Source organism: Staphylococcus sp. GW823-FHT05F06 (assembly GCF_058795495.1).
The window spans coordinates 43,765-69,803 of record NZ_JBXAHW010000009.1; the positions used below are offsets into that span (position 1 = coordinate 43,765).

The following is a 26,039-nucleotide window of genomic DNA, read 5'->3' on the forward strand; positions in this document are numbered from 1 at the left end:
CGATGGAATGGCCGTTTATTTTTAAAAAATAGGCATATACTGTATGATATAAATATTATGACATAGAATGATTAAATAGGAGAGAAGATGAATGGAACTATCTGAGATTAAAAGAAATTTAGAAGAATATCAAAATCACTTAAATCAAATTAGGGGGTCTCTTTGACTTAGAAAATAAAGAGACGAACATACAAGAGTATGAAGAAATGATGACTGATCCTGATTTTTGGAATGATCAAACTAAAGCACAAGATATCATTGATAAGAACAATGCACTAAAATCTATAGTAAATGGGTATTATCAACTGACAAATGCTGTCGATGATATGAGTGCGACGAGAGAGTTATTACAAGAAGAATATGATGAGGATATGAAGATAGAATTAGAAGAGGAAGTTCAGCAATTTGAAGAACAAATTGATCAATATGAGTTACAATTACTCCTCGACGGACCACATGATGCAAATAATGCTATATTAGAGCTTCATCCCGGTGCTGGCGGTACAGAATCACAAGATTGGGTAAGTATGCTTCTTAGGATGTATCAACGTTACTGTGAACAAAATGGCTTTAAAGTTGAAACGGTTGATTATCTTCCAGGAGATGAAGCAGGCGTTAAAAGTGTCACATTACTTATTAAAGGACATAATGCTTATGGTTATTTAAAGGCAGAAAAAGGTGTTCATCGTTTAGTTAGAATTTCACCTTTCGATTCATCTGGTAGACGCCATACTTCTTTTGCATCATGTGATGTTATTCCTGATTTTAATAATGATGAAATTGAAATCGAGATTAACCCAGATGATATCACAGTGGATACTTTTAGAGCTTCAGGCGCTGGTGGACAACATATTAACAAAACTGAGTCTGCAATTAGAATTACACATCACCCTACAGGTATTGTAGTCAACAACCAAAATGAACGATCTCAAATAAAAAATAGAGAAGCTGCAATGAAAATGTTGAAGTCCAAACTTTATCAATTAAAGTTAGAAGAGCAAGAGCAAGAAATGGCTGAAATTCGAGGCGAACAAAAAGACATTGGATGGGGAAGTCAGATTCGTTCTTACGTCTTTCATCCATATTCAATGATTAAAGATCATCGTACGAATGAAGAAACTGGTAAAGTAGACGCTGTTATGGATGGAGAAATAGGCCCATTCATAGAAGCTTATTTAAGAAAAGAAATGGATAGTCGAGACGTATAATTGATATACGCATAATCATTATTTGATTTATCAATGATTATGCGTATTTTTCATTAAGCAGACAGAATAGGGAGTTAATTTTTAAAGTTATATTTACTTTATATGTAGTCTGCATTTTCTAATGTTACCGTAGTAAATTCAATCTTATACGAGAATGACTTTAATTTGACCTGTACATCATAAGGTTAGGAACTAGTGGAGTAGATAATCACCTCTAGATGTAAAAATACACTTGTTAACTATTATATTACATCAATATAACAATACCCTTAGCTTCATTTGATTGTGCTATATTAAATTTGTGAATTAATAATCAACTAGCAAAGGAATGACAACTAGATGAAAAAAACGCTAACTGTAACGTTAAGTTCGATTGCAGCTTTTATTGCAATCAACACTGCAGCTAACGCACAAGAATCTGAGACGTCGCAACTAGACACATATGCAACGGGTGATGTAATTACAAATCAATCAAACTTAGGTATTTACATTGTAAAACCTGGAGATAGTTTATATAAAATTGCTTTAGAACATAATCTTTCTTTAGAAGAGCTTTATGCATTAAATCCTGGTGTAGAACCTCTTATTTTTCCGGGAGATGAAATTGTAGTATCTGAAACTGCATTTGAACAATTTAATAACACAAACACATTAGTAAATTATGAAACTAACTACATTCCAGTAGGATATAATAATGTATCAACTGATACATCCAACACTACTTATGATAATTATGATAGTGAATCAACTGATACATACTCTGTGTCAAACGCCTATGATGGTTTAAGAAGTGTATCTAACTCAGGTAATTTATACACTACTGGTCAATGTACTTATTATGCATTCGATCGTCGAGCTGAGCTAGGGAAACCAATTGGAAGTCTATGGGGCAACGCTAGTAACTGGGCATATTCAGCTAATCAGGCTGGCTTTAATGTAGATCACACACCTGAGGTTGGTGCTGTATTCCAAAGTGGTCCGGGTCAAAATGGGGCTGGTGCTTATGGACATGTTGGCGTTGTTGAATCAATCAATTCTAATGGTTCTGTAACTGTTTCGGAAATGAACTGGAATGGTGGCGTTAACGTAAAATCTTACAGAACTATTAGCAACCCTAATTCATATAATTACATTCACTAAATGGCTATTTATATTCAAAGTGTGAATGAACTGCGCGTATAATTGTCTCTTATGTTATATAAACGTTCTAGACAATTAAATTGAAAATCATGTTGGTTGAACAACACCTCCATATATATCAACATGTTTTACCCATAAATTACGTATTAGAGTAGAATAGTGAGTTCAAAATGAATTCATTATTCTACTTTTTCTTTTGTAATAAAATAGAAATGATTTACATGATAATTTACTTTCAATAATAATATTGATTGATATAATAACAATAAGAATATAGACTAATTTTAATATTAAGGAGGTGTCTTATTATGGGAATGCATCAATATTTTAAAAGACTATCAGATTTAGAAAAATTAATAAGATTACCAGGTAAATTTAAATATTTTGAACACAATGTCGCAGCTCATTCTTTTAAAGTAACTAAAATTGCGCAATATATGGCTACTGTCGAAGAATATCATGGAAATAAAATCGATTGGAAGAGTCTTTATGAAAAGTCACTCAACCACGACTTTGCTGAAGTGTTTACAGGTGATATCAAAACACCGGTAAAATACGCAAGTAAGGAATTAAAACATTTATTCTCCCAAGTTGAAGAAGAAATGGTCGATACGTTTATCAAAGAGGAGATACCAACACAATATCAGCACGTGTATCGTGAACGTTTACAAGAAGGTAAAGATGATTCTCTAGAAGGTCAAATTCTATCTGTTGCTGATAAAATTGATTTATTGTATGAAACATTTGGAGAAATACAAAAACGTAATCCTGAGTCACTATTTTTTGAAATATATGAAATGAGTTTAGAAACTATTATACAATTTGATCACTTAGAATCTGTAAAAAATTTTATTGAAAATGTTATACCTGAAATGCTCACAGAAAACTTTATTCCTCGAACTGAATTACGTGAAACAACAATGTCAATTCTAAACAGAAGAAATGGGTGACGATAATGATTTGGTATGTTTGTGCGGCCTTCTTTCCTTGTATATTAGTTGTGCTGTTTAGTGTGGTGACTAGAAGTAAATGGATTGGTACATTAGTCACACTGGTAATAATAGGGGCATCAGTTTATAAAGGATTCTTTCACAACGAATGGATTATTTTTATAGATGTGACAAGTTTATTAGCTGGTTATTTAATAATTGATCAACTTGAATTTCATAAGAACCAAAATGATTCTTAAGAATGCGTTTGTTCAAACAAAAATTTTGAAGTATTTGTTTTTTTGATTTATTATTACATTAAATTGTAATAATAGTGATTATAATTTTATTTTAAAATTGTTGAATCATCATTATTGCTCATTTTTTACTTTAAATTGATGTTTATAGTATTTTGAATATTAAGTAATCCATGGTGTAAACATTAATAACTAAATATTAAATAGTAAATATTTTAATAGCTAGAACATAATAATTGATACATTGTGAATATAAAAGCGAAAGATTTTAAAGTACAGTGTGTATATAATATGTATTTGATTGTACGTTTAAGAAAAACATCGCACATCATACATTACTGATAAATAAAGCTCTAAGACAATTTCTTACATAAGAAATCATCTTAGAGCTCTTGTTTTAGAATAAGCATTATAAATGTTATATTTCACAAGCGAACAAATGTTTGTATTGTTCTTATAGAATTTGTTAAAATAGAAAATGATATTCATGAAAAAGTAATTGATTTGAGATGTGTAAAATCTTTATAAATGATAACAATATTAGGAGGCGTATTTTGGAATGGTAGAACATGTTCCATTTAAGTTAAAGTCTGAATTTGAGCCACAAGGTGATCAGCCACAAGCGATACAAAAAATTGTGGATGGCGTAAATGAAAGGAAACGTCATCAAACCTTATTAGGTGCAACTGGGACAGGTAAAACTTTTACTATGAGTAACGTAATTAAAGAGGTTGGTAAACCTACACTTATTATTGCACATAACAAGACATTAGCAGGTCAACTATATAGTGAATTTAAAGAATTTTTCCCAGAAAATAGAGTTGAATATTTCGTTAGTTATTACGACTACTATCAACCTGAAGCATACGTGCCTTCAACAGATACTTTTATTGAAAAAGACGCCTCCATTAACGATGAAATTGACCAACTACGACATTCTGCTACAAGTTCTTTATTTGAACGTGATGATGTCATTATTATCGCAAGTGTTAGTTGTATCTATGGTTTAGGTAATCCGGAAGAATATAAAAATTTGGTTGTTAGTGTACGTGTTGGTATGGAGATGGAACGAAGCGAATTGTTGAGAAAGTTAGTTGATGTACAATACTCACGTAATGACATAGATTTTCAACGTGGTACATTTAGAGTGCGTGGAGATGTTGTTGAAATATTCCCAGCTTCTAGAGAAGAAATGTGTATTCGCGTAGAATTTTTTGGAGATGAAATTGATCGCATCAGAGAAGTTAACTATTTAACTGGTGAAGTAATTCGAGAACGTGAACATTTTACAATTTTCCCTGCTTCACACTTCGTTACTCGTGAAGAGAAAATGAAAGTAGCTATTGAACGTATAGAAAAAGAATTAGAAGAGAGACTAAAAGAATTACGTGATGAGAATAAATTATTAGAAGCTCAAAGGTTAGAACAACGTACTAACTACGATTTAGAAATGATGAGAGAAATGGGCTTTTGTTCAGGTATTGAAAATTATTCTGTTCACTTAACTTTAAGACCATTAGGTTCAACACCATATACATTGCTTGATTATTTTGGAGATGATTGGCTTGTCATGATTGATGAGTCTCACGTTACGTTACCTCAAATTCGTGGTATGTACAATGGGGATAGAGCTCGTAAACAAGTATTAATAGACCATGGATTTCGTTTGCCAAGTGCGTTGGATAACCGACCATTAAAATTTGAAGAATTTGAAGAAAAAACAAAACAACTTGTTTATGTTTCAGCTACACCAGGCCCATATGAGTTAGAACATACAGATGAAATGGTTGAACAAATTATACGACCTACTGGTTTACTTGATCCTAAAATTGATGTGCGTCCAACTGAGAATCAAATCGATGATCTTTTAAGTGAAATCCAAGATCGCGTTGACAAAGATGAACGTGTACTTGTGACAACACTTACTAAAAAAATGAGTGAAGATTTAACTACATATATGAAAGAAGCGGGGATTAAAGTTAATTATTTACACTCAGAAATTAAAACATTAGAACGAATAGAAATTATTCGAGACTTACGTATGGGTACTTACGACGCAATAGTTGGGATCAATCTGCTGAGAGAGGGTATAGATATACCTGAAGTATCTTTAGTTGTAATTTTAGATGCAGATAAGGAAGGCTTCTTACGTTCTGATAGATCTCTTATTCAAACTATTGGGCGAGCAGCACGTAATGACAAAGGAGAAGTCATTATGTATGCGGATAAAATTACAGATTCTATGCAATATGCAATAGATGAAACACAAAGACGTAGAGAAATACAAATTGCTCATAACAAAGAACATGGCATCACGCCGAAAACAATTAACAAAAAGATTCACGACGTCATTAGTGCTACTGTGGAGAGCGATGAGACAAATCAACAACAACAAACTGAATTACCTAAGAAAATGACAAAGAAAGAACGTCAAAAAACAATAGAAAATATAGAAAAAGAAATGAAAAAAGCAGCCAAAGATTTAGATTTCGAAAAAGCAACAGAGTTAAGAGATATGTTATTTGAATTAAAAGCAGAAGGGTGACGATTAAATGAAAGGACCGTCAATTGTAGTAAAAGGTGCACGAGCACATAATTTAAAAGGAGTAGATATTGAATTACCTAAAAACAAGTTGATTGTCATGACTGGACTTTCAGGTTCAGGTAAGTCTTCGTTAGCGTTCGATACTATTTATGCTGAAGGTCAACGACGTTATGTGGAATCGTTAAGTGCATATGCGCGACAATTTTTAGGACAAATGGACAAACCTGATGTAGATACCATTGAAGGTTTGTCACCAGCAATATCTATTGATCAGAAGACGACAAGTAAAAACCCACGTTCTACCGTTGCCACTGTGACTGAAATCTATGATTATATTCGATTATTATATGCGCGTGTCGGTAAACCGTACTGTCCTTATCACGGTATAGAAATTGAATCACAAACTGTTCAACAAATGGTTGATCGTATTTTAGAATTGGAAGAACGTACAAAAATTCAATTACTTGCTCCAGTTATATCACATAGAAAAGGAAGTCATGAAAAATTAATTGAAGATATAGGTAAGAAAGGATATGTGCGTTTACGTGTTGATGATGAAATCGTCGATGTAAATGAAGTGCCTCAATTGGATAAAAATAAAAATCACACAATTGAAGTTGTTGTTGATAGACTTGTAGTTAAAGACGGCATTGAGACGCGTTTAGCGGACTCTATTGAGACAGCACTTGAACTTGCTGAAGGTAATTTAACAGTTGACGTTATTAATGGAGAAGAACTTAAATTCTCTGAGAACCACGCATGTCCTATATGTGGTTTCTCTATTGGTGAATTAGAACCTAGAATGTTTAGTTTCAATAGTCCGTTTGGTGCGTGTCCAACTTGTGATGGTTTAGGTCAAAAACTAAAAGTAGACCTAGATTTAGTCATTCCTGATAAAAATAAAACTTTAAATGAAGGTGCAATTGAACCATGGGAACCAACAAGTTCGGATTTTTATCCAACTTTATTAAAACGTGTATGTGAAGTCTACAAAATTAATATGGATAAGCCATATAAAAAATTGACTGATAGACAAAAAAATATACTTATGAATGGTTCTGGAGAAAAAGAAATTGAATTTACTTTCACGCAACGAAATGGTGGTACTCGTAAACGTAAAATGGTTTTTGAAGGTGTGGTACCTAACATTGACCGTCGTTACCATGAATCTCCCTCTGAATATACACGCGAAATGATGAGTAAATATATGACAGAGTTACCGTGTGAAACTTGTCATGGCAAACGCTTAAGCAAAGAAGCGTTATCTGTATACGTAGGCGACTATAATATAGGTGAAGTCGTTGAATATTCAATTAAAAACGCGCTTTATTATTTCGAAAATTTAAAATTAAGCGACCAAGATAAATCGATTGCAGATCAAATTTTAAAAGAGATTATTTCAAGATTATCATTTTTAAATAATGTTGGTTTGGAATATTTGACTTTAGATCGCTCATCAGGGACTTTATCTGGAGGGGAAGCACAACGTATTCGTTTAGCAACACAAATTGGTTCACGATTAACCGGAGTACTATATGTTTTAGATGAACCTTCTATTGGATTACATCAAAGAGATAATGATAGATTAATTAATACTTTAAAAGAAATGCGTGATTTAGGTAATACACTTATTGTCGTTGAACATGACGATGATACTATGAGAGCAGCTGATTATTTAGTTGATGTGGGTCCGGGAGCTGGTAACCACGGTGGAGAGGTTGTCTCAAGTGGTACCCCTAATAAAGTAATGAAAGATAAAAAATCCTTAACTGGTCAATATTTAAGTGGAAAAAAACGAATTGAAGTCCCTGAATACAGACGAGAAATCACCGATAGAAAGATTCAAATTAAAGGTGCTAAAAGTAATAATTTGAAAAATGTAAATGTAGACTTCCCACTATCTGTCTTAACTGTTGTTACAGGTGTGTCAGGTTCTGGTAAAAGTTCACTCGTCAATGAAATTTTATATAAAGCATTAGCTCAAAAAATTAATAAATCTAAAGTGAAACCTGGGAATTTTGATGAAATTAAAGGAATTGATCAATTAGATAAAATCATTGATATTGATCAATCGCCAATAGGTAGAACACCACGTTCTAACCCAGCCACATACACTGGTGTCTTTGATGACATAAGAGATGTCTTTGCACAAACGAATGAAGCTAAAATACGAGGTTATCAAAAAGGTAGATTTAGTTTTAATGTCAAAGGTGGACGATGTGAAGCTTGTAAAGGTGATGGAATTATAAAAATTGAAATGCATTTTTTACCAGATGTCTATGTACCTTGTGAAGTATGTGATGGTAAACGCTATAATCGTGAGACTTTAGAGGTAACATACAAAGGTAAAAATATTGCGGATGTATTAGAAATGACTGTTGAAGAAGCTACGCATTTCTTTGAAAATATTCCTAAGATTAAACGTAAATTACAAACACTTGTAGATGTTGGGTTGGGGTACATTACTTTAGGTCAACAAGCTACTACATTATCTGGTGGCGAAGCGCAACGTGTAAAACTCGCATCAGAATTGCACAAACGTTCAACGGGGCGTTCTATTTATATTCTTGATGAACCAACTACAGGATTACATGTCGACGATATAAGTCGTTTATTAAAGGTATTGAATCGTATAGTGGAAAATGGTGATACGGTCGTTATTATCGAACACAATCTTGATGTTATTAAAACGGCTGATCATATTATTGATTTAGGTCCAGAAGGCGGTGAAGGTGGAGGAACAATCATCGCAACTGGTACACCTGAAGAGATTGCTCAAAATAAAGGGTCTTACACTGGTCAATACTTAAAACCAGTATTAGAGAGAGACAGCGTTGAATAGTAAGGTGTATGACTAGTAATAAAATGATAGATTAACTTAAAAAGCTTTAAGATGACTTTTACACAAAGAATCTTAGAGCTTTTTATATTAAATTAATTTCATTAATTTGAGCATAAATCATCAAATAGTTATTTGAAATTCGATTTAGATTATTATTTAAGGTATATTTTTTAACTCAATCAGTCAACTACTCGATTGTAAAATGGAGATAAAATCTAGTTTGTCTTAAAACAGTAATGATTTAAGAAACTTTTAAAATTTTAAATCATCATTTTAATATAAAACATGTGTTGATTTTTGATATGATAATAGAAAAGGAAGATACGAATGGCTTATGAAATTTGAGGTGAATGCATGTTAACAACAGATAGATTAGTTAATACGTTAAATTTAGAATTACTTACTGGTGAAGAAGGTTTAGATAGACCAATTAAAAACACAGATATTTCACGTCCAGGTTTAGAAATGGCTGGATATTTTTCACATTATGCTTCAGACCGTATTCAATTATTAGGGACAACGGAGTTATCATTTTATAATTTACTTCCAGATGAAGAGAAGAAAGGAAGAATGAGAAAATTATGCCGACCTGAAACTCCAGCGATTATTGTTACACGTGGGTTAGAACCACCCGAAGAACTTATACAAGCATCTCAAGAAACGCATACACCAATTATTGTTGCGAAAGATGCCACAACGAGTTTAATGAGTAGGTTAACGACATTTCTCGAACATGAACTCGCGAAAACTACTTCTTTGCACGGTGTACTTGTTGATGTTTACGGTGTAGGTGTACTAATTACAGGAGATTCTGGCATTGGGAAAAGTGAAACTGCATTAGAATTAGTCAAACGAGGCCATAGATTAGTGGCTGATGATAATGTAGAAATCAAAGAAATTACTAAGGATGAACTTGTAGGGAAACCGCCTAAACTTATCGAACATTTGCTAGAGATTCGTGGTCTCGGAATCATTAATGTTATGACTTTGTTTGGAGCAGGATCAATATTAACTGAAAAACAAATTCGATTAAATATTAATTTAGAAAATTGGAATAAGAATAAATTATACGATCGTGTAGGTCTTAATGAAGAAACATTGAAAATTCTTGATACGGAAATCACTAAAAAAACGATACCAGTTAGACCAGGGCGTAATGTAGCAGTAATTATTGAAGTAGCTGCTATGAATTATCGTCTTAATATCATGGGTATTAATACAGCAGTTGAATTTAATGAGAGACTTAATGAAGAAATCGTTCGAAATAGTCATAAAAGTGAGGAGTAACACACATGAATATAACATTAGGATATATCGATCCTGTTGCCTTTAGCTTGGGACCAATCCAAGTTCGATGGTATGGAATTATTATTGCTTGTGGTATCTTACTTGGATACTTCATTGCACAAGCAGCATTGAAACAGGTTGGATTACATAAAGACACCTTAATCGATATTATATTTTATAGCGCGATTGTTGGATTCATAGTTGCGAGAATATACTTTGTTACATTTCAATGGCCATATTACATGAATCACTTGAGTGAGATACCAAAAATTTGGCATGGTGGTATTGCCATACATGGTGGCTTAATTGGTGGACTTATCTCTGGGATTATTGTTTGTAAAATCAAAAATCTACATCCGTTTCAAATAGGAGATATTGTGGCACCAAGTATTATTTTAGCTCAAGGGATAGGACGCTGGGGAAACTTTATGAATCATGAAGCGCATGGAGGTCCAGTATCTAGAGCTTTTCTAGAACATTTACATTTGCCAGACTTTATTATTAGAAATATGTATATTGAAGGCCAATATTACCACCCGACGTTTCTATATGAGTCTATTTGGGATGTAATAGGTTTTGTCATTTTAATTACTTTAAGGAAACGTCTAAAACTTGGAGAGACATTCTTTGGTTATCTTATTTGGTATTCTGTAGGGCGCTTTTTCGTTGAGGCGATGAGAACCGATAGTTTGATGCTTACGAGTCATATACGTGTCGCGCAACTTGTTTCTGTCGTGCTTATTATGATTAGTGTGATATTCGTAATTTATAGAAGAGTTAAATACCAACCAATAAAATATGAAAATTCAGGACCATTAACATGGCCGATTAAAAAGGCTAAGTGATTATTTTGAGAAGATTAAGTAAAGAGAAGCATCATCAAGTGAATCCTTTATGGCATATATATAGAAAAATTAAATTCGTAAAAGTGCTAAAGCAAACGTTGATTATAGAAATTGCAAGATTTGTTCCTAGTATGAAACTTAAAAATAAAATATATAAAAAGCTTTTAAAAATGGATGTCGGGAATCATACTTCATTTGCATATAAAGTGTTGCCTGATTTGTTTTATCCAGAATACATTTCGGTTGGCAAGAATACAGTCATTGGTTATAATACAACAATATTAACTCACGAAGTACTTGTTGATGAGTGGAGAGTAGGAAAAGTCATTATAGGCGATTACACTTTAATAGGTGCAAATACGACAATATTACCAGGAATAACCATAGGAAATCATGTTAAAATTGGTGCGGGTACGGTTGTGTCTAAAGATGTTCCCGATTACAGTTTTGCATTTGGTAATCCTATGCAAATACAATTAGATTCAGGAGGTGACAATGAATGGCACAAAAAGAAAATAACATCATTCCAATGATTTTTGATGAGGCTTTTTATCGTAAAATGGCTACCCAAAAGTGGCGACAACAGGACTACAAGAAGGCGGCAGAATATTATGAAAAAGTGCTTGAGTTGTCACCTAAGGATTTTGATATTCAACAACACTATGCTCAATGTTTAGTTAAATTAAATATCGGCAAAAAAGCAGAACGTCTATTTTATGAGAATATTGTTAAAGACTTTCATGTAGCAGAAAGTTTCTATGAACTAAGTCAATTAAATATAGAATTAAACGAGCCAAACAAGGCATTCTTGTTTGGTATTAATTATGTAATATTGTCAGAGGATAAAGATTTTAGAGAAATGCTTGAAAAAACATTCGAAGTCACGTATACAAATGAACAAAAAATTGAATTAGAAGCACAATTGTTTTCAACACAACTTTTATTTCAATTTCTCTTTTCGCAAGGTAGGTTAGAAGAAGCCCGAACATATATTTTGAATCAATCTTACGAGATACAACAGCATAGGGTGATTAGGAATTTACTTGCAATGTGTTATTTGTATCTAGGTGAGTATGATAGCGCCAAAGCAATGTTTGAAGAACTTTTAAAGGAAGATAATTCAGACGTGCATGCACTTTGTCACTACACATTATTACTTTATAATAAAAAAGAAACAGAAAAATATCAAAAATATCTTAAAATACTTAATAAAGTAGTACCACTAAATGACGACGAAACCTTTAAATTAGGAATCGTATTGAGTTATTTAAAACAGTATCGTGCTTCTCAAAATTTACTTTATCCACTTTATAAAAAAGGTAAATTTGTCTCTATTCAAATGTATAATGCATTGAGTTTCAATTTTTATTACCTAGGAAATAAAGACGAAAGTATTGAGATGTGGAACAAGCTCACTCAAATTTCTGAAGTTGATGTTGGTTATGCACCTTGGGTAATTGAGGAAAGTAAAACGGTATTTGAATCACGAGTGTTACCATTATTACTAGATGATAATAATCATTATCGACTTTACGGTATTTTTTTACTTCATCAATTAAATGGAAAAGAAATACTAATGACTGAAGATATTTGGTCAATTCTTGAATCAATGAATGACTATGAGAAACTTTATCTCACATATTTGGTACAAGGACTCACACTCAATAAATTAGATTTTATACACAGAGGTATGCAAAGGTTGTATAATTTTAAGAAATTCAAATATAACACGTCTTTATTTACAGATTGGATTAATCAAGCAGAAATGATTATAGCTGAAAATGTAGATTTAGTAGATGTCGATAGATATGTAGCTGCATTTGTTTACCTATCGTATCGTCGTTCTAGCCAACCACTTACCAAGAGGCAATTGATGGACGATTTTAATGTTTCTAGATACAAACTGAATAAAGCAATTGAATTTATATTGAGCATATAAATTTATGAAATGAAAAGTATGATATATAATGCGCATAATGATTAATAAGTAGGAGGCATTTAAAATGACTGAAGTAGATTTTGATGTAGCAATAATCGGTGCAGGTCCTGCCGGTATGACAGCAGCAGTATATGCATCTCGTGCCAATTTAAAAACTGTCATGATTGAACGCGGTATGCCAGGCGGTCAAATGGCAAACACTGAAGAAGTAGAGAATTTTCCAGGATTTGAGATGATCACAGGTCCTGACTTATCTACTAAAATGTTTGAACATGCTAAAAAATTTGGTGCGGAATACCAATATGGCGATATTAAATCTGTTGAAGATAAAGGCGACTATAAAGTTATCAATTTAGGGAATAAAGAGATAACAGCACATGCAGTTATTATCTCAACTGGAGCAGAGTATAAAAAGATTGGCGTTCCTGGTGAACAAGAATTAGGAGGACGTGGAGTAAGTTATTGTGCGGTTTGTGATGGAGCATTCTTTAAAAATAAACGTCTTTTCGTAATTGGCGGCGGAGATTCAGCGGTAGAAGAAGGTACTTTCTTAACTAAATTTGCAGATAAAGTAACGATTGTTCACCGTAGAGATGAATTACGTGCACAAAACATCTTGCAAGAACGTGCCTTCAAAAATGATAAAGTTGACTTTATTTGGAGTCATACACTTAAAACAATTAATGAAAAAGATGGTAAAGTTGGTTCAGTTACACTTGAATCAACTAAAGATGGTGCTGAACAGACTTATGATGCCGACGGTGTATTCATTTATATTGGAATGAAACCACTCACAGCACCATTTAAAAATCTTGGTATTACAAATGACGCGGGATACATTGTCACACAAGATGACATGAGTACTAAAGTACGAGGTATTTTTGCTGCAGGTGACGTTCGTGATAAAGGGTTACGTCAAATTGTTACTGCTACAGGAGACGGTAGTATTGCGGCTCAAAGTGCAGCTGATTATATTACAGAATTAAAAGATAATTAAAATTTAACTCATTTTACACATAGCTAGAACATTGTTTGCGTCAAAGTATCGTCATCAATGATTCTAGCTTTTTTAATTACAATATAAGTATGTTACTTTGCATATTTGAGTGTGATAAGATGAATTTAATATAATGATATTGATTGAAGATTATAATTGGCGGTGACTTAAGAAAATGACAAGCAACGAAAAAGAAATGGGTAAAAGTGAATTGTTAGTTGTTACAGGTATGTCTGGAGCGGGTAAATCATTGGTGATTCAAAGTCTCGAAGATATGGGATTTTTCTGTGTAGATAATTTACCACCTGTACTATTACCTAAATTTGTAGAATTGATGGCTCAAGGAAATCCTTCATTGCAAAAAGTAGCAATTGCAATAGATTTAAGAGGTAAGGAATTATTTAAATCTCTAGTTAAAGAAATTGATATTATTAAAAGTCGTAATGACGTGATTTTAGATGTTATGTTTTTAGAAGCTAAAACTGAAAAAATTATTTCACGTTATAAAGAATCAAGAAGAGCGCACCCACTAAATGAACAAGGACAAAGATCATTAATAGATGCAATAAATGAGGAACGTGAACATCTATCAGAAATCCGAAGTATCGCTAATTACGTGATTGATACAACAAAATTAAAACCTAAAGAATTAAAGCAACGCATTTCAAAGTTTTATTTAGATGAAAACTTTGAAACATTTACAATCAACGTGACAAGTTTCGGTTTCAAGCATGGTATACAAATGGATGCTGATTTAGTTTTTGATGTCAGATTTCTACCTAATCCCTACTATGTAGAGGAATTGCGTCCATTTACTGGTTTAGATGAGCCAGTGTACAATTACGTTATGAAGTGGAAAGAAACCCAAATATTTTTTGATAAATTAACAGATTTATTAAAATTTATGATTCCTGGCTACAAAAAAGAAGGTAAATCGCAATTGGTTATTGCTATAGGTTGTACGGGTGGACAACATCGATCAGTCGCATTAGCTAAACGTTTAGCTGAATATCTTAACGAGATTTTTGAATATAATGTTTATGTGCATCATAGAGATGCGCATATTGAAAGTGGAGAGAGATAATGAAACAAATGAATGTAGTACTTATTGGTGGTGGCACTGGACTTTCTGTCCTTGCTAGAGGCCTTAGAGAATTTCCAATAGACATTACTGCCATTGTTACTGTAGCGGACAATGGTGGGAGCACGGGGAAAATTAGAGATGTCATGGATATTCCAGCGCCTGGTGATATTCGTAATGTCATTGCTGCTTTAAGTGACTCAGAATCGATATTAACTCAATTGTTCCAGTACCGTTTTGGTGAAAATCAAGTAGATGGGCATTCATTAGGTAATTTAGTTATTGCTGGAATGACTAACATTACTAATGATTTTGGACACGCTATTAAAGAGTTAAGCAAAGTTTTAAATATTAAAGGCCAAGTCATCCCTTCAACAAACGCAAGTGTGCAACTCAACGCGGTGATGGAAGACGGTGAAATTGTACATGGAGAAACTAATATACCTAAAACACATAAAAAAATAGATCGTGTGTTTTTAGAACCAAGTGATGTTGAACCAATGAATGAAGCGATAGAAGCTTTAGAACAAGCAGATTTAATTGTCTTAGGACCAGGTTCATTATATACAAGTGTTATATCAAATTTATGTGTCAAAGGTATTTCAGAAGCATTATTACGTACATCTGCTCCAAAACTTTATGTATCTAATGTTATGACACAACCAGGCGAGACTGATAATTATGATGTCAAAGAGCATATTGATGCACTTACTCGACAAGTTGGTGAACCATTTATTGATTTTGTCATATGTAGCTCAGAATCCTATAGTAAAGATGTTTTACAACGATATGAAGAAAAGAATTCGAAACCAGTAGCAGTACATAAAGAACAATTAAAAGATAGTGGAATTAGAGTTTTAACGGCATCTAATTTAGTTGAAATATCTAATGAACACTATGTCAGACATAACACAAAAGTATTATCAAAAATGATTTATGAACTTGCCTTAGAATTAACAAGTACAATTCGCTTTACTCCTAGTGATAAAAAGAAATAATTATAAGCGAATTCGTAGTTATGATATGATAGCTTAAGTGTGTGTTTAGAATTAGAAAATAACTTTACACCTCATTGGCGATACTATAAATAAGAATAGAAAAAAGGGTTAGGAAGGGTGAGTGTTCAATGAGCTTTGCATCAGATATGAAAAATGAACTAACACGCATAGAAGTTGACGAATCGAATGCTAAAGCAGAGCTCAGTGCATTAATTCGCATGAATGGCGCACTTAGTCTATCAAATCAACAGTTTGTAATTAATGTACAGACAGAAAATGCGACAACAGCTCGTCGAATTTACTCTCTTATCAAACGTATATTTAATGTTGAAGTTGAAATTTTAGTTAGAAAAAAGATGAAATTGAAAAAAAACAATATTTATATATGTCGAACAAAGATGTTAGCGAAAGAAATACTAAATGATTTAGGAATTTTAAAAAAGGGAGTTTTTACTCACGATATTGATCCGGATATGATTAAAGATGATGAAATGAAAAGAAGTTATTTAAGAGGGGCTTTCTTAGCAGGTGGTTCTGTAAATAATCCTGAAACATCTTCATATCATCTTGAAATTTTTTCACAATATGAAGATCATTCCGAAGGTCTTACTAAATTGATGAATAGTTATGAACTCAATGCGAAACATTTGGAACGTAAAAAAGGGAGTATTGCGTATCTTAAAGAAGCTGAAAAAATTTCCGACTTTCTTAGTTTGATAGGTGGCTATCAAGCATTGTTAAAGTTTGAAGATGTAAGAATTGTCCGTGATATGCGTAATTCGGTTAATCGTCTTGTTAATTGTGAAACAGCAAATCTTAATAAAACTGTTAGCGCAGCAATGAAACAGGTTGAAAGTATACAATTAATTGATGAAGAAATTGGGCTTGAAAATTTACCTGATCGTTTAAGAGAAGTAGCGAAGCTCAGAGTAGAACATCAAGAAATATCGTTAAAAGAATTGGGTGAGATGGTTTCTACAGGGCCTATATCTAAATCAGGTATGAATCACCGTTTAAGAAAGTTGAATGAATTAGCGGATAAAATAAGAAATGGTGAACAAATTGAATTATAAAAAATGAGATTTTAAGACTGAGATTACAAATAAGCTCAGACATTAAAATCTCCTCATCATTCAGCAACCCCCTCGAGAGGAATCGAACCTCTATTTTAAGAACCGGAATCTTATGTGTTATCCATTACACTACGAGGGGTAAATATTGAAATAATCACATTTCTGTACGTCGTTCAATAATGACGGTACAATGAAAACGATAATTCTAGTTTACAAATGAAAAGGTTAAGCGTCAAATTGAATTTTTGATTAATAAGCTTAATCTTTGACCATTTTTGACTTTTAAGGTAAAATAATTTTAACAGTTATTATAAGGAGGAAAAATAAATGAATTTAATTCCTACAGTTATTGAAACAACTAACCGCGGTGAACGTGCGTATGATATATATTCACGTTTGTTGAAAGACCGTATTATCATGCTAGGTTCTCAAATTGATGATAACGTAGCTAACTCTATTGTGTCACAATTATTATTCTTGCAAGCGCAAGATTCTGAAAAGGATATTTATTTATATATTAATTCACCAGGTGGCAGTGTAACTGCTGGATTTGCTATTTATGATACTATCCAACATATCAAACCAGACGTTCAAACAATCTGTATTGGTATGGCAGCGTCTATGGGTTCATTCTTGTTAGCAGCAGGTGCAAAAGGTAAACGATTTGCGCTACCTAATGCTGAAGTTATGATTCACCAACCATTAGGTGGTGCACAAGGACAAGCAACTGAAATTGAAATTGCAGCAAATCATATTTTAAAAACACGTGAAAAATTAAATCGTATTTTATCAGAACGTACAGGTCAATCAATTGAAAAAATTCAACAAGATACTGATCGCGACAACTTCTTAACAGCTGCAGAAGCTAAAGAATATGGATTAATTGATGAAGTAATGGAACCAGAAAAATAATAAAATAAACGTTGTATGATTATTGATTAATACACAAAACCCTAGTAGACGACAATGTATATTTTGTCATTTGTCTACTAGGGTTTTTATTTTAAATAATATATGAATATAGATTTAGAAAAAACGATGTAATTAAAAAAAGATAAATACCTTACAAAATGGATTATTACCGTTTTTCATTTATTAAAAGTGTTATTCAAACCGAGAGATTTTCATTTATCTATGTTTAATAAAATGATTGTTACTTTAAACTGATGAAATTTAACGTTTTGAGTGTTTTGATGATTGATACATGGTATTCAATGTTGTTGATAATAAAATGATTCCAACTAATATAAATAATATCGACATTAATATCATTGATAACGTACGTTCAAATGCAAATATACCATTAGCAATTAATAAAATACTTGCAATGATTAATAATATATATGTTAACTGAGTATCTTTCATTTTATATCCCTTCTTCTTACGATGTAATTCTTAAGCTTTAATTAAATCATCTAAAGCATTTCTTAAATTATTATACTTAAACTCAAAACCTAGTGCATGTAATTTATTTGGAAGTACTTTTTGTGTATCTAATATGACAGTAGACATCTGACCTAGCACTGCACGTAGTATCAATTTAGGTGCCCACGTTTCATGTGGTTTATGCATCGCACGTGCTAAAGTATAACCAAATAAGTTTTGTCTTTCAGGAATAGGTGCAGTTAAATTAAATGGACCTTCAGCGTTATCATGATTGATAGTAAATAAAATACCTCTAATTAAGTCATCGATATGAATCCAAGAGTACCATTGTCTTCCAGAGCCGAGTTTTCCCCCAACATATAAACGATACGGAAGTTCCATCATTTCAAGAGCACCACCATCGTCTGATAGAATAAGACCGAATCGACCTAAAACGACACGTGTACCGAATTGCTTAAATTTATTCGCAAACCGTTCCCATTGATATACAATTTCTGATAAGAAATCAAATGGAAGTGTTCGATATAATTCCGTATAACTTGTAAATAAATCTGGAGGGTAGTAGCCCATTGCACTTGCGTTAAATAAAACTTCTGGTTTGTGTTCACGTGTTTCAAAAAGTTCAAATAGTGTTTGCGTTGATTGAATACGACTAAGCATCATCGCTTGTTTGTGGGAAGATGTCCAACGTTTATTCAACGTTGCACCAGCTAGATTAATAACAATATCTATATCTGGTACTTGATGTTGCCAACCCTCTTTTGACCAGTTGATATACGTGATTTTGGGATGATTAGAAGTTTTATCCTGTCTGGTTAAAATTGTAATATGTGCATCGGTTTGTTTAATTTCGTTGACCAAGTGGGAACCGACCATGCCAGTTCCACCAGTAATTAAATAGCGTTTCATAGTTTCACCTCATCTGAAAATAAAAAGCTGTCATCTTATTGATACTTATTATTATTATTCATATTTTATACATTTTTTAGCCAATAAGATGTCAAAGACTTTTTTTAATATGCATTTAAAATAAAAACAGATTAGTTATAATAAAATTGTACCTTCGATAATTAATTAAACATCTCTTAATTAGTATGAGTATACCCCATAATATACTAACGAAGGTAAATTTTGACTCCCTTTAGTAGTGGATCCGTGCGAGCAACGTATGGATCCTTTTTTTCTATCCTAGAATACATATACCCATTTAATAGTGAATACTGTATAAAAGATTACAATTTTAATATTGTTTATTCCGTAAAATAAAAGGTTAGAGTGGTAATAAATTAAAGTATCTATGTTCTAACTATAAAATGTTTTTTAAATAATTATAAAATAGTAAAAATGAAGTTAAAACTAATTCTACTTTTTATACTTGTGAAATGGTTTCACTTTATAACACTGTTTATTTTAAACTTTTTTAAATGATGTTGTGAATCATTTTGCACAGGCAAATGTAATAGGTAAATTTACGAACACTCGTGTTAAGATTTGATTAAGTTATTTAAAAATGATGTTAATCAATCAGTATGATGTTATCATGTATGAGATAATTAAATATAAAGTTGTATTGATTGATTAAACTCAAATATCACTATTATATAATCTCATTAAACTTTTTATTTAATTATTCCCAAAAGTTCTTATGAAAAAATTTTAGGGAAATACTACTTTTAATTATTGAAAATAGTTGAGATTTGATTTTTTACAATGATTCAATAGTATTGTTTTTAAGATAAATTCGTGTTTAAGAATGAAAGAGAGGTAAACAATATGAGCGGTATCTCCAAATTTATTAGTGCGATTGTAGTTTTGCTATTATTAATAGGTTTAGCATTTGGTATTTACTCATTTGTCGATAGTTCAAAAAAAGGTAACGAACGACTCAGTGATAAAACAACACAGCAAGAAAAGAAAAAAGACGATAAAGACAAAAAGGAAAAAAAAGATAAAAAATCGGTGGAAGAAAAAAAGAATAATACACAACAAACGCAACAAGTTCCTCAAACTCAACAAACGCAACAAACGCAACAAACTGTTCAAACGCCACAAAGACCTACAACTCAAACTCCGGTGAGACAAAATCCACAAACAGGAGAAAAGAGAGCAAAAGAACCAAAAACTGATGAAAGAAAAAAAACTAGACAAGACAGTTCAAATTCTAAAGAAAGCCCAAATGAAAAAGATCAATCGTCAACACAACAAAAGCCACAACAAAATAAATCTAACCAGTCATCAGAGAATCGTCAAAGTACCCAAAATAAATCAAATCAAACACAGTCAACCAGACCACAAAACAATGGAAATAGTGGCAATCAAAATGCTAGTTCGGGGCAGAACACACAAAAACAAAATAATAACAATCAAAATTCTCAAAGCTCAAAAAAGGATTAATAAGAAATAACTTAAAAATTTTTGGAAAGTTCATCTTGTGACTATTCCTAAAAATAGTTTTAAGGTCACTTAAGTAAGCCATGATTCGTTAATTTTAATCTTTATTAACTCGAGTTAGCCCAAAGGGTGGGACTTCGAATTCAAAATGAATTCAGTCCCACCCTTTTTATGTTTATATAATCCAAAAAATTAGTAATGAAAGTAAGAATGAAATAAGTGAAATAGTTAAACAGCCTAATATACAGCCGCATCCTGAATGTGTGCAACCATAAGAATAAGTTTGATTAAAAGTTTTTAAATTTTGATTGTTTTGAGATGAATTTTTATTAAAATAATCATCTCCTTTATATCTATCATCACTCGGATCTATAACTTCGATTTTTTCGTCAGAATAATTATGATTCGACATTGTTTTACCTCACTCTAATTTTATTCAGATTCAAATTATAGAGTTAATCATAACAACTAAATAAAACAAATGCATGAATAAAATTTAATTTGGGTAGAGTTATTTAGAAAGCGAACAGTGATTAAATTACTATATAAGAATGGGGTCTATACTTTGTTTGTAATCGTTTTCCTACAAACTTTTATAATTTAACTTAGAAATTAAGTGAATTCACTTGCAATTTATAATACGTAATAGTAGTATTGCAAGTGTAAAGAGGTTAGATTTTGTCCCAGGTGGGACTTAAAAAGTCAAAGCTTAGTTATGATTGCCTCTCAAGTACCTTTGTTACAAAGATATAAGGAGGAAGGTAGTAGTGAAAGACTTAATTAAAGTTCAACAAAAGCTTATACCTGATCTTATAGATAAGATGTATAGACGCTTTTATATTTTATCTACTATCTCTCAAAATCAACCTGTAGGAAGAAGAAGTCTAAGTGAACATATGGATATGACTGAGAGAGTTTTACGGTCGGAAACAGATATGTTAAAGAAGCAAGAATTAATTCGTGTCAAACCTACGGGAATGGAAATTACTAATGAAGGTACTGAAGTATTAGCACAACTAGGTGAATACTTTAATGTTTATAGCGATGACCATAAATTGGCCAGTGCTATCAAAGATAAATTTCATATTAAAGATGTACATGTCATTCCAGGAGATTCCGATTCTAATCGAACTGTAAAACGTGAAATGGGTCAACAAGCTGGGCAACTTTTAGAAGGTATACTTTATGAAGATGCTATTGTCTCTGTAACTGGTGGTTCAACAATGGCGTGCGTGAGTGAGTCGATACATTTATTACCGTTTAACGTATTCTTTGTTCCAGCTAGAGGTGGACTTGGAGAAAATGTTGTTTATCAAGCGAATACAATCGCTTCGAGTATGGCCCAACAAGCTGGTGGCTATTATACAACACTCTATGTTCCAGACAACGTGAGTGAGTCCACATACGATACGTTAATGTTGGAACCTTCTGTCATGCATACACTAGATAAAATCAAGCAAGCTAATATAACAATACACGGCATTGGTGATGCGCTGAAGATGGCGCATCGACGTCAATCATCTCAAAATGTGATTGATAACCTTCAACATCATCAAGCCGTTGGAGAAGCTTTTGGATATTATTTTGATGCTCAGGGTCAAATAGTTCATAAGGTCAAAACGATTGGCCTTCAGCTAGAGGATCTTGAGAACAAAGACTTTATCTTTGCGGTTGCTGGTGGACAATCAAAAGGAGAAGCTATTAAAGCTTATCTTTCAATTGCACCGGAAAACACTGTATTGATTACAGATGAAGCCGCAGCAAAAGTCATTTTACAATAGTAATAAAAAGTTTAATACTTTTTAAATATCATTTTAAAGGAGGCCATTATAATGGCAATTAAAGTAGCAATTAATGGTTTTGGTAGAATTGGTCGTTTAGCATTCAGAAGAATTCAAGATGTAGAAGGTCTTGAAGTAGTTGCAGTTAACGACTTAACAGATGACGATATGTTAGCTCATTTATTAAAATACGATACTATGCAAGGTCGTTTCACTGGAGAAGTTGAAGTTATCGAAGGTGGATTCCGTGTGAACGGTAAAGAAATTAAATCATTCGATGAACCAGATGCTGGTAAATTACCATGGGGCGATTTAGATATCGACGTAGTATTAGAATGTACTGGTTTCTATACTGATAAAGAAAAAGCACAAGCTCACATCGATGCAGGTGCTAAAAAAGTATTAATCTCAGCTCCAGCTAAAGGTGATGTAAAAACAATCGTATTCAACACTAACCATGATACATTAGATGGTTCAGAAACAGTTGTTTCAGGTGCTTCTTGTACTACTAACTCATTAGCACCAGTTGCAAAAGTTTTAAGTGACGAATTCGGTTTAGTTGAAGGTTTCATGACTACAATTCACGCTTACACTGGTGACCAAAATACACAAGACGCACCTCACAGAAAAGGTGACAAACGTCGTGCACGTGCAGCAGCTGAAAATATTATCCCTAACTCAACAGGTGCTGCTAAAGCTATCGGTAAAGTTATTCCAGAAATCGATGGTAAATTAGACGGTGGAGCACAACGTGTTCCAGTTGCTACTGGTTCTTTAACTGAATTAACTGTAGTATTAGACAAACAAGATGTAACTGTTGACCAAGTTAACAGTGCTATGAAACAAGCTTCTGACGAATCATTCGGTTACACTGAAGACGAAATCGTATCTTCTGATATTGTTGGTATGACTTACGGTTCATTATTTGATGCGACTCAAACTCGTGTTATGACTGTTGGAGATCGTCAATTAGTTAAAGTTGCAGCTTGGTACGACAATGAAATGTCTTACACTGCTCAATTAGTACGTACATTAGCTCACTTAGCTGAACTTTCTAAATAATTGAAGCTTAACGGATAAGCACGTTATTTAAAGTTATAGCGTGGAGAGTGTAAAGCTCTTCTACACGTTCATAATTTGACTAGTGCTCTGTACTGTTTAATTAGATATATAAGCTTATGAGTAAGCGGGGAGCACATACGCTTCTCCGCTTATTTTTATATAAAGTTTTCCTATACGAAGGAGGAAATAGATAATGGCTAAAAAAATCGTTTCAGACTTAGATTTAAAAGGTAAAGTTGTTCTTGAGCGCGCTGATTTTAACGTTCCAATTAAAGATGGTGAAATCACTAATGACAACAGAATTGTTCAAGCATTACCAACAATCGAATATATTATTGAACAAGGTGGTAAATTAGTTTTATTCTCTCACTTAGGTAAAGTTAAAGAAGAGAGTGATAAAGAAGGACTTTCACTTAAGCCTGTTGCTGAAAACTTATCTAAGAAATTAGGTAAAGAAGTTATATTCGTTCCTGAAACACGTGGCGAAAAACTCGAAACAGCAATTGAAAACTTAAATGAAGGCGATGTTTTATTAGTTGAAAATACACGTTTCGAAGATTTAGATGGTAAAAAAGAATCTAAAAATGATCCTGAATTAGGTAAATATTGGGCGTCATTAGGTGATGTATTTGTTAATGATGCATTTGGTACAGCGCACCGTGAACATGCGTCAAACGTAGGTATTTCTACTCATCTAGAAACAGCAGCTGGTTACTTAATGGAAAAAGAAATTAAATTTATTGGTGGCGTAGTGAATGATCCACAAAAACCAGTAGTTGCTATTTTAGGTGGCGCTAAAGTTTCAGATAAAATTAATGTTATCAAAAATTTAGTTAATATCGCAGATAAAATCTTAATCGGTGGCGGTATGGCTTATACATTTATTAAAGCGCAAGGTAAGGAAATAGGTCTTTCATTATTGGAAGAAGACAAAATTGATTTTGCTAAAGACTTGTTAGAGAATAATGGCGATCAAATAGTATTACCTGTAGATTGTAAAATCGCTAAAGAATTTTCTAATGATGCAAAAATCACTGAAGTATCTATCAATGAAATCCCTTCAGATCAAGAAGCAATGGATATTGGACCTAAAACAGTAGAATTATTTAATAAAGAATTACAAGGTGCACATACTGTAGTATGGAATGGACCTATGGGTGTATTCGAATTTAGTAATTTTGCTAAAGGTACAATCGGTGTATGTGAGTCTATTGCTAAATTGGAAGACGCTACTACTATTATTGGTGGTGGTGACTCTGCCGCAGCAGCAATTTCATTAGGTTTCGAAGATGACTTTACACACATCTCTACTGGTGGAGGAGCATCATTAGAATACTTAGAAGGTAAAGAATTACCTGGTATAAAAGCTATTAATGATAAATAAGTTTTTAAATACTTTGATGTGGGAATAAAACAATAGAAAGTCATTTTTGCTTTCAACGTTTATTTCGAAATAAGCAAGTATTTGGATAAAAGCTTACAAATTTAACACTAAAAATTAAGGAGTGTAATGAATGAGAACACCAATTATAGCCGGAAACTGGAAAATGAATAAAACAGTTCAAGAAGCTAAAGACTTTGTAAACGAATTACCAACATTACCTGATCCTAAAGAAGTAGAATCAGTTATTTGTGCACCAACAATCCAATTAGACGCTTTAGTAACAGCTGTTAAAGATGGTAAAGCAAAAGGGTTAAAAATTGGAGCACAAAACGCTTACTTTGAAGAAAGCGGTGCTTATACTGGAGAAACTTCACCAGTAGCATTATCTGAATTAGGTGTTAAATATGTAGTGATTGGTCACTCAGAGCGTCGTGACTATTTCCACGAAACTGACGAAGAAGTAAACAAAAAAGCGCATGCTATCTTCAATCACGGTATGACACCTATTATTTGTGTAGGTGAATCTGATGAAGAACGTGAAGCTGGTAAAGCAAATAAAATCGTAGGTAATCAAGTGAAAAAAGCTGTCGAAGGTTTATCAGATGATCAACTTAAAGAAGTTGTTATTGCATATGAACCAATTTGGGCTATCGGTACTGGTAAGTCATCTACATCTGAAGATGCAAATGAAATGTGTGCTCACGTACGTCAAACATTAGCTGACTTATCTAGTCAAGAGGTTGCTGACGCTACACGTATTCAATATGGTGGTAGTGTTAAACCTAATAACATTAAAGAATATATGGCTCAATCAGATATCGATGGCGCTCTTGTAGGTGGCGCATCATTAAAAGTTGAAGATTTCGTACAATTGTTAGAAGGTGCAAAATAATT

Annotated in this window: 22 protein-coding genes, 1 tRNA gene and 1 pseudogene; 20 read left to right on the top strand and 4 right to left on the bottom strand. The window is 32.7% G+C overall.

The genetic code is table 11. From position 1 onward, the window contains the following. The first annotated feature begins 91 nt into the window (after nucleotides 1–91). The 14 genes and pseudogenes from prfB (at nucleotide 92) to whiA (ending at nucleotide 17,141) form a co-directional block, all read left to right on the top strand. A protein-coding gene (gene prfB / locus AC1Q7N_RS07285) for a peptide chain release factor 2 (RefSeq protein WP_010959142.1) occupies nucleotides 92–1,208 on the top strand; the annotation gives its coding sequence in 2 pieces (ribosomal slippage) (nucleotides 92–163 and nucleotides 165–1,208; 1,116 coding nt in all). 486 nt (nucleotides 1,209–1,694) lie between these two features. Continuing rightward, nucleotides 1,695–2,348 (top strand): annotated as a pseudogene (locus AC1Q7N_RS07290) (COG3942 and LysM peptidoglycan-binding domain-containing protein); the annotation flags it as partial. Between the two features lie 308 nt (nucleotides 2,349–2,656). Continuing rightward, nucleotides 2,657–3,298, top strand: a complete 642-nt coding sequence (locus AC1Q7N_RS07295; protein WP_145376461.1) for a YfbR-like 5'-deoxynucleotidase — start codon at nucleotides 2,657–2,659, stop codon at nucleotides 3,296–3,298. Nucleotides 3,299–3,303: 5 nt separating this feature from the next. After that, nucleotides 3,304–3,537 carry a CsbA family protein gene (locus tag AC1Q7N_RS07300; RefSeq protein ID WP_001832593.1) on the top strand — a complete coding sequence of 78 codons (234 nt, stop codon included), beginning with the start codon at nucleotides 3,304–3,306 and terminating at the stop codon, nucleotides 3,535–3,537. 556 nt (nucleotides 3,538–4,093) lie between these two features. Next, nucleotides 4,094–6,079, top strand: a complete 1,986-nt coding sequence (gene uvrB, locus AC1Q7N_RS07305) for an excinuclease ABC subunit UvrB (protein WP_001829601.1) — start codon at nucleotides 4,094–4,096, stop codon at nucleotides 6,077–6,079. 7 nt (nucleotides 6,080–6,086) lie between these two features. Further along, the gene (gene uvrA, locus AC1Q7N_RS07310; RefSeq protein ID WP_001829652.1) at nucleotides 6,087–8,921 is read left to right on the top strand and encodes an excinuclease ABC subunit UvrA; all 2,835 of its coding nucleotides are present in this window, start codon (nucleotides 6,087–6,089) and stop codon (nucleotides 8,919–8,921) included. Between the two features lie 354 nt (nucleotides 8,922–9,275). Next, complete coding sequence (gene hprK / locus AC1Q7N_RS07315; protein WP_001829649.1) at nucleotides 9,276–10,208, top strand: HPr(Ser) kinase/phosphatase; 933 nt, start codon at nucleotides 9,276–9,278, stop codon at nucleotides 10,206–10,208. Nucleotides 10,209–10,213: 5 nt separating this feature from the next. Further along, complete coding sequence (gene lgt / locus AC1Q7N_RS07320; protein ID WP_001829638.1) at nucleotides 10,214–11,053, top strand: prolipoprotein diacylglyceryl transferase; 840 nt, start codon at nucleotides 10,214–10,216, stop codon at nucleotides 11,051–11,053. Nucleotides 11,054–11,058: 5 nt separating this feature from the next. Further along, complete coding sequence (locus AC1Q7N_RS07325; RefSeq protein WP_001829620.1) at nucleotides 11,059–11,586, top strand: acyltransferase; 528 nt, start codon at nucleotides 11,059–11,061, stop codon at nucleotides 11,584–11,586. Continuing rightward, nucleotides 11,553–12,992 (top strand): tetratricopeptide repeat protein, encoded by a 1,440-nt coding sequence (locus AC1Q7N_RS07330; protein WP_002438913.1) that lies wholly within the window; start codon nucleotides 11,553–11,555, stop codon nucleotides 12,990–12,992. Before AC1Q7N_RS07325 ends, AC1Q7N_RS07330 begins: the two co-directional genes overlap by 34 nt. Nucleotides 12,993–13,056: 64 nt before the next feature. Then, nucleotides 13,057–13,989, top strand: coding sequence for a thioredoxin-disulfide reductase (gene trxB, locus AC1Q7N_RS07335; RefSeq protein ID WP_002438914.1), 933 nt, complete (start codon nucleotides 13,057–13,059; stop codon nucleotides 13,987–13,989). 175 nt (nucleotides 13,990–14,164) lie between these two features. After that, nucleotides 14,165–15,073 carry an RNase adapter RapZ gene (rapZ, locus tag AC1Q7N_RS07340; RefSeq protein WP_001829594.1) on the top strand — a complete coding sequence of 303 codons (909 nt, stop codon included), beginning with the start codon at nucleotides 14,165–14,167 and terminating at the stop codon, nucleotides 15,071–15,073. Then, nucleotides 15,073–16,068: a gluconeogenesis factor YvcK family protein gene (locus AC1Q7N_RS07345; RefSeq protein ID WP_001829626.1), complete on the top strand. Its 996-nt coding sequence runs from the start codon at nucleotides 15,073–15,075 to the stop codon at nucleotides 16,066–16,068. The genes rapZ and AC1Q7N_RS07345 overlap by 1 nt, the downstream gene beginning before the upstream one ends. A gap of 128 nt (nucleotides 16,069–16,196) precedes the next feature. Continuing rightward, nucleotides 16,197–17,141, top strand: a complete 945-nt coding sequence (gene whiA, locus AC1Q7N_RS07350) for a DNA-binding protein WhiA (protein ID WP_002438915.1) — start codon at nucleotides 16,197–16,199, stop codon at nucleotides 17,139–17,141. Nucleotides 17,142–17,208: 67 nt separating this feature from the next. On the opposite strand, the gene AC1Q7N_RS07355 is transcribed toward whiA, so the two are convergent. Beyond that, nucleotides 17,209–17,280: transfer RNA gene (locus AC1Q7N_RS07355), tRNA-Arg, on the bottom strand. Nucleotides 17,281–17,468: 188 nt separating this feature from the next. Here AC1Q7N_RS07355 and clpP point away from each other — a divergent pair. Then, nucleotides 17,469–18,053: an ATP-dependent Clp endopeptidase proteolytic subunit ClpP gene (gene clpP, locus AC1Q7N_RS07360; protein WP_001829659.1), complete on the top strand. Its 585-nt coding sequence runs from the start codon at nucleotides 17,469–17,471 to the stop codon at nucleotides 18,051–18,053. A gap of 261 nt (nucleotides 18,054–18,314) precedes the next feature. Here the strand turns inward: clpP and AC1Q7N_RS07365 are convergent, their stop codons facing one another. Together AC1Q7N_RS07365 and AC1Q7N_RS07370 are read right to left on the bottom strand one after the other, a co-directional pair. Then, on the bottom strand, nucleotides 18,315–18,506 hold the full coding sequence (locus AC1Q7N_RS07365; protein WP_001829614.1) for a hypothetical protein: 192 nt from the start codon (nucleotides 18,504–18,506) through the stop codon (nucleotides 18,315–18,317). A 30-nt stretch (nucleotides 18,507–18,536) separates the two neighbouring features. Further along, a complete protein-coding gene (locus AC1Q7N_RS07370) occupies nucleotides 18,537–19,436 on the bottom strand; it encodes a TIGR01777 family oxidoreductase (protein WP_001829630.1) in 900 nt (299 codons plus the stop codon). 864 nt (nucleotides 19,437–20,300) lie between these two features. Between AC1Q7N_RS07370 and AC1Q7N_RS07375 the strand changes: the two genes are divergently transcribed. After that, entirely contained in the window at nucleotides 20,301–20,921 is a 621-nt protein-coding gene (locus AC1Q7N_RS07375; RefSeq protein ID WP_002470802.1) for a DUF4887 domain-containing protein, read from the top strand. A gap of 172 nt (nucleotides 20,922–21,093) precedes the next feature. On the opposite strand, the gene AC1Q7N_RS07380 is transcribed toward AC1Q7N_RS07375, so the two are convergent. After that, the gene (locus AC1Q7N_RS07380; RefSeq protein WP_001829687.1) at nucleotides 21,094–21,330 is read right to left on the bottom strand and encodes a hypothetical protein; all 237 of its coding nucleotides are present in this window, start codon (nucleotides 21,328–21,330) and stop codon (nucleotides 21,094–21,096) included. A gap of 355 nt (nucleotides 21,331–21,685) precedes the next feature. Between AC1Q7N_RS07380 and AC1Q7N_RS07385 the strand changes: the two genes are divergently transcribed. The 4 genes from AC1Q7N_RS07385 (at nucleotide 21,686) to tpiA (ending at nucleotide 26,037) form a co-directional block, all read left to right on the top strand. Then, entirely contained in the window at nucleotides 21,686–22,699 is a 1,014-nt protein-coding gene (locus tag AC1Q7N_RS07385) for a sugar-binding transcriptional regulator (protein ID WP_002438918.1), read from the top strand. A gap of 51 nt (nucleotides 22,700–22,750) precedes the next feature. Continuing rightward, nucleotides 22,751–23,761 carry a type I glyceraldehyde-3-phosphate dehydrogenase gene (gap, locus tag AC1Q7N_RS07390; protein WP_001829667.1) on the top strand — a complete coding sequence of 337 codons (1,011 nt, stop codon included), beginning with the start codon at nucleotides 22,751–22,753 and terminating at the stop codon, nucleotides 23,759–23,761. Between the two features lie 193 nt (nucleotides 23,762–23,954). After that, nucleotides 23,955–25,145: a phosphoglycerate kinase gene (locus AC1Q7N_RS07395; protein ID WP_001829665.1), complete on the top strand. Its 1,191-nt coding sequence runs from the start codon at nucleotides 23,955–23,957 to the stop codon at nucleotides 25,143–25,145. A gap of 130 nt (nucleotides 25,146–25,275) precedes the next feature. Continuing rightward, entirely contained in the window at nucleotides 25,276–26,037 is a 762-nt protein-coding gene (gene tpiA / locus AC1Q7N_RS07400) for a triose-phosphate isomerase (RefSeq protein WP_001829574.1), read from the top strand. Nucleotides 26,038–26,039 lie beyond the last annotated feature (2 nt).